We start from the raw sequence: 12,474 nt of genomic DNA, 5'->3' as shown, positions 1-12,474 counted from the left end.
CGCCGGTGAGCACCACGGCCAGCGAACCGCCGGCGGCGGCGACGACCACACAGGCGCCGAGCAGCGCCCAGCCACGCGGGACGCGCCGCGATCCGCCTGCCTGGGCGGGCGCTGGGGAGGAGTTGGGGAGATGACGACGTAGAGGCACGGAAACGGATGCTAGTTCCGGCCATCGGGGCCACCGGGGTCCGATCGGGGTCCGGCCGGTGAAGTTCCGCTGAAGTTCAGGTGGCGGGCTCCGGGTCGTCCGGCTTGACGGCCTCGATGAGGAAACGCGTGGTGGTCGCGACGAAGGGACCTCTCGTCTCGATACGGCGGTGCAGCGCGGCCAGTTGGTCGCGGTAGCGCTCGACGGTGAAGCCGGGCACCATCCAGATCACCTTGCGGAGGAAGTAGACGACCGCTCCGATGTCGGAGAACTCGGTGCGCAGGGACGCGGTGCGCAGGTCGACGACGTCCAGGCCGGCGTCGGTCGCCGCCCGTCTGGCGCGCTCGGGGTCGCGGCTGCCCCGTACCTCCTGGGGCATCGGCCCGAGGAAGTACTCGACCAGTTCGAAGACGCTGGCGGGACCCACCTCCTGGGAGAAGTAGCGGCCGCCCGGGCGCAGGACCCGGGCGATCTCCTCCCACCAGGCCTTGACCGGATGGCGGCTGACGACGAGGTCGAAGGCCCCGTCGGCGAAGGGCAGCGGCGGCTCGTCGGGACAGGCGACCACGGCGGCGCCGAGCGGGTGCAGCAGGGCGGTGGCCCTGACGACGTTCGGCGGCCAGGACTCGGTGGCGACAGTCAGCGGCGGCAGACGCGGTACGGAGGCGAGGATCTCGCCGCCGCCGGTCTGGATGTCCAGGGCGGCGGTGGCCAGGGACATCCGGTCCGCCATGGCCCTGGCGTAACCCCAGGGGGGACGCTCCTCGGTGGCGCGTCCCGCGAGCCAGGAGAAGTCCCAGCCGTCGACGGGGACGGCGGCGGCCTCGGCGATGAGGTCGTCGAAGGGACGGGGACGGCGCTGGGACATGCTCCGGGGCATGCGGTGATCCTGGCAGGGCGGTGGCGAACGCGCGAGCGGGTTTCGGCGGGGCTGTACAGGTGGGGCGACTCGTGGCGGCGCGGCTTCAGCGGGCGGCGAGAGCCCCCAGGAGCACGCCGACGAGTGCGCCGACGATCATGAAGGGGCCGAGAGGCATCAGGACTTTACGGTCCCGGCGCCGCACCATGAGCCCGACGCCGTAGACGCCCCCCAACGCGCTCCCCATGATGCCGCCGACGAGCAGCACCGCCCAGCCGTACCAGCCGAGCGCGACACCGAGGGACAGGGCGAGCTTGACGTCGCCGAAGCCCAGGCCCCGGGGGTTGAACACGAAGAACACCGCGTAGCACCCGCCGAGGACGAGCCCGCCGAGCAGCGCGTCCTCCCAGGAGCCGCGGGCCCCGGGGAGGAGCGAGGCCCCGCCGAGGAGCACGGCGGCAGCGGCGGCGAGGGGCAGCGTCACTCGATCGGGGAGGCGGCGCACGGCGCGGTCGACGATCACCAGCAGGACGGCGAAGGGCGTGAGCAGCAGCCAGGCGACGAGTTCGGGGCGCGGTCCGGTGGCGGCGGCGAGGGCGGCGCAGACGAGGGAGGTGGAGAGGGGGACGAGGACGGTGGAGGGGTACGGGGGCACGGGGGCCGCTTCGGCGGGCTCGTCCTCCCCCCGTACCTCTCCGGCCTCTCCGGCCTCTCCGGCCTCTCCCGCCTCTCCCGCGTCCGGTGCGCCAGGTGCGTCCTCGGCGTCCACCGGCTCGGTCGACAGCCGGTGGGCGGCGCGCGGCACAAGCGCTCCGGTGACGGCGCCCCAGAGGGCCGCGAGGACGAGCAGCGTCACGTACACGGCAATGACCCTAAACGCAGGTGGCGTTCCCGGGGCCCTGGAGCGACGGACGGCGCTACGGTCTACGACCATGGGGACATGGCGGAACGGCATCGGATCGTTCACGGTCGAGGGGCGGGGCGAGGCAGTGGACCTGGAGATCGCCGCCTCGTACGGGACTCGGCGGCGAGGCCTGCTCGGACGTGACGGGATCGATGGCGCGCTGCTGATCACACCGTGTAGCAGTGTGCACACCTTCCGGATGCGGATGACGATCGATGTGGCGTATCTGGACAGGGAGTTGCGCGTTCTCCATGTCCATACGCTGAAGCCGGGCCGGCTGAGCCGGCCCCGCCCCCGCGCGCGCCATGTGCTGGAGTCCGGGGCGGGGACCATGGAGCGCTGGGGCATACGGCCGGGCGCCCGACTGACCGTAGAGACACGAGAGAAGCAGGAGGACCGGTGAACGACACCGCTTTGATCGAGCGTATCGACGCTCTGCTCGTCGGGGGCTACATCGGCAAGGAGAAGGCCGCGGCCGCCCAGGCCGCCGTGCCGGTGGCCGAATCCCGCATCCTGAGCTGGCTGCGTGACATGGCCGAGGCGCGCGAGTGGGCCCGGTTCGGGCGGTTCGCCGCGATCGGCATCCATCTGCACCCGGTCGGCCTCGCGCCGATCCTGCTCTCCGTGCTTGCCCTGCGCGTACGCGGGGTGAACACGGAGGACCTCGTCGGCATGCTCGGGGAGCTGCGGTCACCGGAGGCGGTGGGGCCGCTCGCCCGCCTGCTCGGGGAGCGGCACGGCCAGGACCCCGACAGCCCCGGCAGCCAGTCCCTCTCGTTGAGCGCCGCATGCGTCCGGGCGATGGGCGAGATCGGTACGCCGGCGGCCGAGCGCGAGCTGCGGGAGATCGTGAGCGGCGACTGGCCGCAGGAGCTCAAGGAGTACGCGGCGGACGAACTGGACAGCTTCGGCGGCCCGGACGACGGCGGAACCGGCGCTTCGGGTCACGGCCAGTCGACAACGGCGTAGAAGACCAGGAGAAAGATGCACACGGAGAACGGCGCGATCACGGCCAACACCCCGCGCTGCGCCGTGAACCGCCGCTGCCAGGGCAGGAACCAGCTCGCCAGCAGGACGGCGAAAGAGAGCCCGAGGCCGATTTCGAGAATCAGGAAGCCGGTTCCGAAGCTGTCGTCGAAGTGGTCCGAATCGACCTTCGTGCAGGCGTCGCAGGCCGTCGCCGAGAGCCCGGCGAAGACATAGGCGAAGAACCCTCCGGGGAGCACGAAGAGGGTGGAGATGAGTGGTCCGACCCAGGGCGCCCTGGCGCGGGCGTACGGCGAATCGGGCGTGTCCTTGAGCATGGCCATCAGTCAACCCAACTGCCGCCGCTCGCGCATGAGTTGTCGTACTCAGGGGTGTGTGGTTCCGCTGGGGATCGTGTGAAGCGGCTGAGGTGACGGTTCACCGGTGAGCAGGACGGGGCGCCTTGTCCCCTCCGGCGGCAACAGCGCTTTCCGGTACGGAGTTTCGGCTGCCTTGGGACGCGACGGCGGCAGCCGGGCGTGCGAGCGCGGTCAGCAGCAGCGCGACCACGGTGGCGGCGGCGCCGACGACCACGCAGGTGATGAACCCTTCCCCGAGGTTGTCCGTGGCACCGAGGAGTGGGCCGAAGGCGGCGACGCCGACGGCGGCACCGATCTGGCGGGAGGTGTTGAACGCGGCGGACGCGGCGCCGTGCAGGGCGGGTTCGACGGCGGCGATGGAGTTCGAGGTCATGGTGGGCACGAGCAGCCCCGAGCTGAACCCGGCGGGAACGAGGGCAAGTACGAGTGGCCACAGCGCGGTTGAGGTGCTGGCCCAGGCCACAGCGAGGAACGTGGCGGCCAGGACGGCCTGGCCGACGCCCAGGACGGCGGACCGTCCGAAGCGTTGGGCGAGCGGGGCGGCGCAGATGCTGCCGATCGCGATGAGGCCGGTCAGTGGCAGGAAGAGCAGTCCGCTGACCAGCGCGCCGAGTCCGCGGCCCTGCTGGAGCATCAGGGCCATCGCGAACAGCAGCCCGTAGAAGGCGAAGTTGAACAGTGCGCCCTGTGCGGCTGTGGCGACGAATCCGCGGTCGGAGTAGAGGCCCGGAGGCAGCAGCGGCGCCCGGGTCGCCCGTTCGGCCAGGACGAAGCCGATGAGCCCGGCGACAGCGAGCGCGGCGGCGGTGATGACGGCGGGACTCAGCCAACCAAGCGCGGGGGCTTCGACGAGCGCGAAGACCAGCCCGCCGATCAGTACGGTCGCGGTGCCCATGCCGGCGAGGTCGAGAGGCCGACCCCGGCGCGTGACGGCGGGCATCGAGCGCAGGCTCCATACGAGGGCGGGGATCCCGATGACCACGTTGACGGCGAACACGGCCCGCCAGTCCACCAGCGCGACGAGCGCCCCGCCCAGCAGCGGTCCGGCGGCCATCCCGACGCCTCCCGCGGCGGCCCACCGGCCGACGAGGCGGTGCCGCATGCGCTCGTCGGTCGCGGACGCCGTGGCCAGAACGACCGCGCTGGGCAGCAGAAGTGCGGCGCCCGCGCCCTGGATCAGCCTGGCGACATTGAGCATCAGCATCGAGCCGGCGGCCGAGCAGACCGCCGAGGAAGCGGTGAAGACCAGCAGACCCGCGACGAAGGTCCGCTTCGCGCCCAGCGTGTCCGTGATCGCGCCGGCCCCGAGCATCACGGCGGCGAAGGCGAGGGTGTAGCCGTTCACGGCCCACTCCAGCTCGGAACGTGAGGCGCCCAGGTGCGAGGCGAGTTGGGCGAGGGTGAGGTTCACGATCGTGCCGTCGACGAAGACCATGAAGGCCGCGATCAGGGCGAGCACGACGACACCTCGGCGGTGTTCGATATTCATTGAACTACTCTAGAGTGTGTTCGACATTCGTCAAACACTATCCGGCGGGGCGGGCGGAACCACCCCAGGACCTGGCCGTGAGGCCGTAGTTCACAAGGGCAGGGAACGTTCGTGGACGACGTGCTTCATGACGAGGGTGGAACTGAGGCGCTGGACGCCGGGCAGGGTGGACAGCTTGTCGTCGTAGAGCCGCTGAAAGGCCGGCAGGTCCGCGGTCACGACACGGAGCAGGTAGTCGGGGTCACCGAAGAGGCGCTGGGCTTGCAGGATTTGAGGGATGTCGGTGAGGGCCTGTTCGAAGGCGGCGACGGTGTCCCGGTCCTCCTGACGCATGGTGACGAAGACGAGCGCCTCGAAGGTCAGGCCGACCGCACTCGCGTCCAGGATCGCGCGGTAGCCGCTGATCACTCCGCTCTGTTCGAGTTCACGCAGCCGGCGGTGGCAGGGCGAGAGACTGAGCCGCACGCGGGCCGCGAGTTCCGTCACGGTCAGGCGGCCGTCCTTCTGGAGTTCGGAGAGAATCTTCCGGTCCACATCATCCATGGAGAAGATTCTTCCACCAGAGGCGTTGTCGGCGATTGAATTTGGAAACAATTTCGGCCATATCGGAACTATTCTCCCTCTCAGAGCCTGCTTGAGGGAGAAACAGTCCGTGGCCATCAGCTCCATAACCGCCTTCTGGGCGATATCCGTCCTGCTCGTCCTCGTTCCGGGGGCCGATTGGGCCTACGCGACAACCGCCGGGCTCCGGGACCGGTCGGTACTGCCGGCCGTCAGCGGTCTCCTGCTCGGCTACGTGGGCCTGACCGCGGTCGTCGCGGCCGGGGTGGCGACCGTCGTCGCTGGGACCCCGGCCGTACTCGACGCCCTGACCGTCCTCGGAGCGCTCTACCTGATGTGGCTCGGCGCCACGACGCTGGCCCGGCCCGCCGCCCCACGAGCCTCACCCGATGGAGCCGACGGTGTGCCCGGGAAGGCCAGGATCCTGAAGGGAGCGGGGATCAGCGGCCTGAACCCCAAGGCGCTGCTGCTCTTCCTGGCCCTGCTGCCCCAGTTCACCGACGCTCACAGCCGTTGGCCGCTGGCCGCGCAGATCGGCACTCTGGGCCTGCTGCACACACTCAACTGCGGGGCGGTCTACCTGTCCGTGGGCACCCTGGCCCGGACCGTCCTGAGGACGCGGCCGACCGCCGCACGCGCGGTCACCCGTGTCTCGGGCGCGGCGATGATCGCGATAGGTGTACTCCTGCTGGCGGAACGCCTGACGGGCTGACGCGGTTCGACCTGAGGCGGATCGACCTGACGCGGCCCCCGCCGGCTGTCACTCGCCGGCGCCCGCTGAGCCGCCCGCTGAGCCGCCGGCCGGGTCCGGGCTGTCACTGTCGCCGGTCGCCCCGCGCGGGAAGGAGACCTCCACCCGGCGGTTCTTCTTGCGGCCCTCCTCGGAATTGTTGTCGGAGATGGGGTAGTCCTCGCCGTAGCCACGGATCTCGTAGGTGATCCCGGCGGAGGCCAACTGCTGCTCCAGGACGCCGTGTACGGCGTCCGCGCGCTGCTTGGAGAGGATGTCGCCGTGTTCGGCCGAGCCGAGGTCGTCCGTGAAGCCGAAGACGCGGACGGTCTTGGGGCCCTGCTTCCTGATCTCCGAGGCGATCGCGGCGATCCGTGACGAGGCGTCGGGCGAGAGCTTGGCGCTGTCCTTGCTGAAGAGCACCTCGGCCTGGAGGGCGAGGGTCACACTGTCGTTGGTGTCCTGGCGGCGCTCTTCGCCGCCCTCGGACTCGACCACCGAGATGATGTCGAGGACCTTCGCCGGGGCGAGGGTGGCGCCGGCGCGGAGCTTGAGTTGCGGGGAGTTGCCGTCGATCGTGGGGGGCGCCGAGGTCGACTGCGTACCCGGAGGCACGCTTGGTGGGTCGTCGGCGTACGCGCCGGTGGCGACCGTGAGCTGCACGCTGGTGAACAGCAGGACGGCGGCGACCGCCGTGACCGACGCTCTGCGTCCCCGGGACGTCTTCGTGGCACCCATCACGACAGCTCGATCGTGGCCGAGGATCCGCCGGGGATCTGAATGGCGACACTGGTCGTGGAGACGGGCGGCGCGGGGAACTGGGCGAAGAACGGCGCCTCGGCGCCCGGGTCGAAAGCGTCGATACTCGTGGTGGTCAACGGATTCCCGTCGGTGTCCCGCAATACGTAATAGCGTTTCTTCTCCACCGTGTCGACCAGGGTGATGCCGGCCAGAGAGCGTGAGGTCTGCTGGACCTGGGCCTCCGTACCGCTCCAGACGAGACGGGCGGCCTGTCTCTTTCCGCTGGTGTTCTTGATCGTCCCATTGATCGTCAGGAAACCGCCGTTGTCCCGCTCGGCGGTGTGGATCACGAATTGAAATCCGTCGGACGCGTCAATGGTCGCCAGTGTCTGACTGGTATCCGGCGCGGTCGGACCGGAATCACCTTCCGCCGGTGTCTTCTCCGCCGGGGCCGAGGCCGACGCTTCCCCGCCGCTCGCGCCGTTCCCCTTTCCGTCGTTGCCTCCGCTGCCGCAGGCGGTCAGCGAGACCGTCAAGGCCACGGCCCCGAGGGCGGCCCCAGCTACTCTGCGCGCCTTCGCTCCATGCCACATGCTCATGAGTGCCGTTCCTTTACGTTCGCTCACGGTCAGTCCTGGGCCAGCCGGACGGTGAAGAGATCAGCCATGTCCGGAAACAGCTTGGGCTGCTCCGGATCAATCTTCCAGTTCCCGTCGTCACAGACGAACTCCCCAGGGGAAACTCCCTTTGCGTCATCGGGATTTCCCCCGTCCGCCGGGGTCGCCCCGTCATCCGGTGTCGCGTCGTCGCCCGGGGTTTCCTGGCCGCCCGGGGTGGCTCCACCGCCGGGGGGTTCCTGGTCCTGCGCGGGCTCGAAGGTGCACCGGGGCTCTACGATCGCCGTGGCGTCGGCGTGGCCGAACTTGCTCTCGGTGCCGGGCAGGATGCTGTTGCCCATCGGCTTCCGTGTGACGACCGAAACGGAGACGCCCCAGGTGTAGCGGGTGGCGAAGTCGCATGAGGTGACGTTCGCGCCGTTCATTCCGGCGTAGCTGCCGGCGGCGTCGCAACCGACGGGCGGACCCACGAGGTTGTCGTTGAAGACATCCTCCAGGTACCCGGGTTTCAGGAGGTTCGCCAGAAGACCGTCGCCGAGCCGGTCACGGGATTCCCGTGCCGCCGCCAACGCGGCCGCGTCCGCGGCCGATTGGGCTCCGTTGCGGGTGGCACCCGCCTGTCCGACGGCGAAGAAGACGAGCGCGAGAAAAAGCAGGCTCGCCACCATCAGGACGTAGAGAGGGGCGGCCTGTCCTGCCTCGCGCGACGTCCGCACGTCGGTGCCGGCTTCTAACTGCCGAGGATGGCTGTCACCTTGTCCGTCAGCGCCTGGGCGATGTCTCCGGCGACGCCCGATCCCACCAGTGCCACGATGATCAGCGCCACCAGCACGATCACGCCCACGTACTCCACCGCCCCCTGGCCCCGGTCGCCGTGGTGCTTGACCGCCTCGGCGCAGGTCCTCGCCCGCGTGACCATGGCGAGTCTGGCCTTGGCCGCGGCCCTCGGCAGCGTGCTGTTCGACATGGTGTACCCCTCCAGCGTCGGCCGGCCGCTTGGGAGCCGACTTGTACGAGTCCGTAGCGCCGCTCACACCGCCGGCATCCTCATGGCCGGTCCGGCTCGCAACATAAGAACCGTACGCCGGGCCACCTTTCGCCGCCATGGGTCCCAGCGCGTAACTACTTACCCACAGGGTGAATTGGGGTGTGGGTGCTTTACCGGAGCTGCTCGCATTCAACGCCGCAGCCGCGCCCGCGCTGCTGCTCTGAGACGATTTCCGGCCAACAGAACAGGCGGAGGCGATCATTTGACCGATCGTCCTCGAAGCGATCAGCTTCATGATCTCCGCCTTCTGCCTGCCCGGCATGGGTACAGGGGTTCGGCCTTTCGCCGCTCCCGATGCGAATGTCCCACATCCGCTTGCGAAAGCGAAGGGACTTCAGGGAATTGCCGCCGGACCGGTTCCGAGCCAACTGATCTCACCTGCGCGGCCATTGACCGCGCGAGTCGGCGGTGGGCCGACGGTCGTGTGTGTGCGGGTGCAGATCGTCGCTCACTCAAGTTTCCGTCCTCCGCCCGTCCTCGCCCGTCCTCGCCCGTCCTCGCCCGTCTCTGGCCCGTCCTCCGCCCGGCGTCGTCAGCCCGACAGGATGTCGCTGAAGTCCACGCCCGACCCGTAGTAGAAGCTCAGGACGATCAGGACCAGCGTCGCCGGAAGCATCACCATAGTGACGACCAGTGTGGTTTTCGGTACGGCTTGTGCCGCCGTACGCCTGGCGTTCTGGGCGTCCGTACGGCGCATGTCGGTGGCGATCTGTATCAGCGTGTCCACGATGGGCGCGCCCAGTTCCTCACCCTGCTGAAGCGCCGTGACGAACATCGAGACCTGCTCGGAGGCGTTGCGCTTGCGGAGCAGGTCGAAGGCCTCGCGGCGGCTGACACCCATGTCCATCTGCCGCAGGGTGATGCGTAGTTCGTCGGCCCAGGGGCCGGTGTACTTGTCGGCCACCCGCTCCACCGCCTGCCGGAAGCCGAGCCCCGCCGACACGACCACGGCGAGTACGTCGAGGAAGTCGGGCAGGGTGCGCTCGATGTCCGACTTCCGTCTACGGATCGCCGCCCGGATGATGACATCGGGCCAGACGAGCCCGAACGCCAGTGCCAACAGCCCGATGATGAGCTGCCCCCGCGCCATCAGCGCGAGCAACGCCAGCACGCCGAGGGCGCCGTAGACCGCACGGCGGGCCGCGAACCGGTGCACGGTCAGGCCGCCCGGGTTGCCCGCCATGTCGAGACGGCGGCGCAGGGCGTCGACCCGCTTGGGGCCCATCATGCCGAGGACCGAGGGCGCCCACCGCATGCCGAGCCGGTCGATGCCGGAACCGACGGCGGTCGTACGGGTCGAGCCGACCTCCAGGGCGAGTGCCAGGTCACCCGGAAGTTTCGTGTCGGCGCGGTACATCCGGATGCCCTGGAAGACGCCGTAGACGGCGAGTCCCATCACTACTGCGAACAGAAGTCCCATGGTCTGTCTCCCTCTCCCTCGCGCTCGGACCTGGCCCCCGGACCTGGCCCTCAGACCTGGATCCGGGACATACGGCGGATGAGGACGAATCCGGCCGCGTACATGCCGAAGGCGGCCACCGTGCCGATCTGGCCCAGCAGGGAGCCCGTCATCTTGTCCAGCGCACCGGGCGCCATGGCGTTGATCATCAACAGGAAGCCGAGGCCGAGCAGCGGTACGGCGACCGCCGTGACCCTGATCTGGGCGAGCATCGTGGTGACCTCGCGGCGGGTCTCCTTGCGCTCCTCCAAGGTCTGCGTGAGGTTGCGCAGCGAGCTGACGACCTGGCCGCCCGCACGGTTGGAGAGCACCAACGTCGTGACGAGCACGACGAGTTCGCGCGAAGGCAGCCGGTCGGCCAGCTCGCTCAGCGCGTCGTCCATCGAGGTGCCGTAGCCGAGTTGGTCGACGACCCTGTGCAACTCCTCGCCCGCCGGGTCGTCCAGCTCCTCCGCCGCCATCGCGAGCGCCGTACGCATCGAGAGCCCGGCCTGCGTCGCGTTCGCCAGCACCCGGGTCAGCTCGGGGAGTTGGCTGATGAACGCCTCGGTGCGCTTCTGCCGCTGCCAGTTGAGGAAGGCGTTGCCGCCCCACAGGCCGGCCAGCGCCGCCAGGACGCCGAAGAACGGCGCGAAGATCGCCCCGACGGCGAAGTACAGCGCCAGCAGCCCGGCCACCACATAGACGGCGTACTCGCCGGTCGTCAGGTCGAGGCCGGTCGCCGCGATCTTGCGCTCGATGCGCTTGCCGAACGTCGTCCCGCGCAGCCGCCGGTCGACACCCGCGAAGTGTCTGCGGCGCTGGACGGGCGCGGTGAGCTGGCCCGTCTGGGACATGCGCTGGATGAGCGCCTCCCGCTGGGCCCGGCCCGAGGAGTAGACGTGCACGCCGATGACGGCGAGCACACAGGTGAGCAGTGTGACGCCGACCGTCAGGAGCGGGAGGTTATCCATGTCGTACGGCCTTCTCCGTGGGCTGGTGGGCTGGGGCTGGTGGGCTGGGGCTGGGGGACTGGTCAAGGGGCTTCGGGTCGGTGCGTCACGTCACGTCACGTACGGGGAGAGTTACGCCGCCGACCCCCGCAGCGCCAACTGCTCCTCCGTCTGGGCCACTCCGAACGCCGGCGGGATCGACTCCCCCCGCAGGTACAGCCGTTCGGCCACCCGGCGCGGCAGCGGGTAGTACGCGAACTGCCCGTACACCCGGCCGTCCGCCGCCATGGGCTGCGCCAGGTAACGGCATACGGAGACGATGCGGTACTCGTCGCGGCCGTGGGAGTCGACGATGGCGATCTCGGTGACCCGCCGGGAGCCGTCCGCGTGCCGGGTGAGCTGCACGATCACGTCCACGGCGCTGTTGATCTGGTCCTTGATCGCGACGAACGGGATCTCGACCTCCGACATCGAGGCCAGCGTCTGGAGCCGCATCAGCGCGTCCTCGGCACTGTTGGCGTGGACGGTCGCCAGCGAGCCGTCGTGACCGGTCGACATGGCCTGGAGCATGTCGAGCGTCTCCCCGCCTCGGACCTCGCCGACGATGATGCGATCGGGGCGCATACGCAGGGAGTTGCGCACCAGGTCGCGGATGGTGACCTGCCCCTTGCCCTCGACGTTCGCGGGCCGGCTCTCCAGCGTGATCACATGCTTCTGCTGGAGTTGCAGCTCGGCGGAGTCCTCGATCGTGACGATGCGCTCGCCCTCGGGGATCAGCCCGGACAGGGAGTTGAGCAGGGTGGTCTTGCCGGTGCCGGTGGCGCCGGAGACGATGACGTTGAACTTCGCGCGGACCAGCCCCGCCAGCAGCAGCATCATCTGCTCGTCCAGCGAACCGAGGCCGATCAGCTCCGGCAGGGTGAAGGAGCGCGGGAAGCGCCGGATGGTGAGGATCGGTCCCGTCAGGGACAGCGGTGGAATGATGACGTTGACCCGCTCGCCGGACGGCAGACGCGCGTCGACCATCGGATTCGCCTCGTCCACACGGCGGTTGACGGTGGAGACGATGCGCTCGATCGTCTGCATGAGCTGTTCGTTGGAGGTGAAGCGCATCGGCAGCATCTCCAGCCGGCCGCCGCGCTCCACGTACACCTGATCGGCGCCGTTGACCATGATCTCGCTGATCGAGGCGTCTTCGAGCAGCGGCTCCAGGATGCCGAGGCCGAGGGCCTCGTCGACGACCCGGCGGATGAGCTGGGAGCGTTCGGCGGTGGAGAGGACCGGGCCCTCGCGGCTGATGATGTGGCCGAGTACGCGTTCGAGGCGCGCGCGCCGGTCGGCGGCGGCGAGCGTGGACATCTCCGCGAGGTCGATCTCCTCCAGGAGCTTGGCGCGGTAGACCCCGACGAGCGCGCTCTCCTCGCTCTGCCCGTTGACCGGTTCTGGGCTGTTGATGCGCGCTCGTAGGCTCATGGGCTCAACTCCCTGGTGGTGCTGGTGCGGTGCGTGGTGTTCACGGTCGGTCCCGGGGCATGGTGACGCTCCGCGACGCCGAGCCGAAGTCGAAGACGGGCAGGAGGGCCGGAATCGGCACCGTGGCGGTGACGGTGACCGCGTCGCCGCCGCCGGGCCCCGAGAAG

Annotated in this window: 15 protein-coding genes; 3 read left to right on the top strand and 12 right to left on the bottom strand. The window is 69.7% G+C overall.

Annotation, left to right across the window (positions count from 1 at the left end):
* Positions 1-224: 224 nt before the first annotated feature.
* Both QR77_RS26530 and QR77_RS26525 read right to left on the bottom strand, forming a co-directional pair.
* On the bottom strand, positions 225-1,028 hold the full coding sequence (locus QR77_RS26530) for a class I SAM-dependent methyltransferase (protein ID WP_052489079.1): 804 nt from the start codon (positions 1,026-1,028) through the stop codon (positions 225-227).
* 85 nt (positions 1,029-1,113) lie between these two features.
* Positions 1,114-1,869: an A24 family peptidase gene (locus tag QR77_RS26525; RefSeq protein ID WP_040024587.1), complete on the bottom strand. Its 756-nt coding sequence runs from the start codon at positions 1,867-1,869 to the stop codon at positions 1,114-1,116.
* Positions 1,870-1,939: 70 nt separating this feature from the next.
* Here QR77_RS26525 and QR77_RS26520 point away from each other — a divergent pair, with 70 nt between their 5' ends.
* Both QR77_RS26520 and QR77_RS26515 read left to right on the top strand, forming a co-directional pair.
* Positions 1,940-2,314: a DUF192 domain-containing protein gene (locus tag QR77_RS26520; protein ID WP_040024586.1), complete on the top strand. Its 375-nt coding sequence runs from the start codon at positions 1,940-1,942 to the stop codon at positions 2,312-2,314.
* The gene (locus QR77_RS26515) at positions 2,311-2,880 is read left to right on the top strand and encodes a HEAT repeat domain-containing protein (protein ID WP_040024584.1); all 570 of its coding nucleotides are present in this window, start codon (positions 2,311-2,313) and stop codon (positions 2,878-2,880) included. Before QR77_RS26520 ends, QR77_RS26515 begins: the two co-directional genes overlap by 4 nt.
* On the opposite strand, the gene QR77_RS26510 is transcribed toward QR77_RS26515, so the two are convergent.
* From QR77_RS26510 to QR77_RS26500, 3 genes are all read right to left on the bottom strand, one after another.
* Entirely contained in the window at positions 2,856-3,215 is a 360-nt protein-coding gene (locus QR77_RS26510) for a hypothetical protein (protein ID WP_040024583.1), read from the bottom strand. The two genes, QR77_RS26515 and QR77_RS26510, sit on opposite strands and share 25 nt — an antisense overlap.
* 100 nt (positions 3,216-3,315) lie before the next feature.
* Entirely contained in the window at positions 3,316-4,746 is a 1,431-nt protein-coding gene (locus tag QR77_RS26505) for an MFS transporter (protein WP_078877169.1), read from the bottom strand.
* Between the two features lie 90 nt (positions 4,747-4,836).
* A complete protein-coding gene (locus QR77_RS26500; protein WP_040024582.1) occupies positions 4,837-5,289 on the bottom strand; it encodes an Lrp/AsnC family transcriptional regulator in 453 nt (150 codons plus the stop codon).
* A 109-nt stretch (positions 5,290-5,398) separates the two neighbouring features.
* Between QR77_RS26500 and QR77_RS26495 the strand changes: the two genes are divergently transcribed.
* Entirely contained in the window at positions 5,399-6,019 is a 621-nt protein-coding gene (locus tag QR77_RS26495; protein WP_201778824.1) for a LysE family translocator, read from the top strand.
* Positions 6,020-6,067: 48 nt separating this feature from the next.
* Here QR77_RS26495 and QR77_RS26490 read toward each other — a convergent pair whose 3' ends face one another.
* The 7 genes from QR77_RS26490 to QR77_RS26460 all read right to left on the bottom strand — a co-directional run bounded on the left by QR77_RS26490 (position 6,068) and on the right by QR77_RS26460 (position 12,307).
* Complete coding sequence (locus QR77_RS26490; RefSeq protein WP_052489077.1) at positions 6,068-6,775, bottom strand: OmpA family protein; 708 nt, start codon at positions 6,773-6,775, stop codon at positions 6,068-6,070.
* Positions 6,775-7,377: a hypothetical protein gene (locus QR77_RS26485; RefSeq protein ID WP_040024581.1), complete on the bottom strand. Its 603-nt coding sequence runs from the start codon at positions 7,375-7,377 to the stop codon at positions 6,775-6,777. Before QR77_RS26485 ends, QR77_RS26490 begins: the two co-directional genes overlap by 1 nt.
* Before the next feature lie 29 nt (positions 7,378-7,406).
* Complete coding sequence (locus QR77_RS26480; protein WP_236710824.1) at positions 7,407-8,111, bottom strand: pilus assembly protein TadG-related protein; 705 nt, start codon at positions 8,109-8,111, stop codon at positions 7,407-7,409.
* 14 nt (positions 8,112-8,125) lie between these two features.
* Positions 8,126-8,362 (bottom strand): hypothetical protein, encoded by a 237-nt coding sequence (locus tag QR77_RS26475; protein ID WP_040024579.1) that lies wholly within the window; start codon positions 8,360-8,362, stop codon positions 8,126-8,128.
* A 613-nt stretch (positions 8,363-8,975) separates the two neighbouring features.
* Positions 8,976-9,863: a DUF5936 domain-containing protein gene (locus tag QR77_RS26470; protein ID WP_040024577.1), complete on the bottom strand. Its 888-nt coding sequence runs from the start codon at positions 9,861-9,863 to the stop codon at positions 8,976-8,978.
* Between the two features lie 50 nt (positions 9,864-9,913).
* Entirely contained in the window at positions 9,914-10,855 is a 942-nt protein-coding gene (locus QR77_RS26465; protein WP_040024576.1) for a type II secretion system F family protein, read from the bottom strand.
* 111 nt (positions 10,856-10,966) lie between these two features.
* The gene (locus tag QR77_RS26460) at positions 10,967-12,307 is read right to left on the bottom strand and encodes a CpaF family protein (protein WP_040024575.1); all 1,341 of its coding nucleotides are present in this window, start codon (positions 12,305-12,307) and stop codon (positions 10,967-10,969) included.
* Between the last annotated feature and the right edge of the window lie 167 nt (positions 12,308-12,474).

The organism is Streptomyces sp. 150FB, assembly GCF_000818195.1.
Taxonomy (GTDB): domain Bacteria; phylum Actinomycetota; class Actinomycetes; order Streptomycetales; family Streptomycetaceae; genus Streptomyces.
The sequence above is the reverse complement of the archived record's forward strand: the minus strand, read 5'-3'. Positions and strand labels throughout refer to the sequence as shown.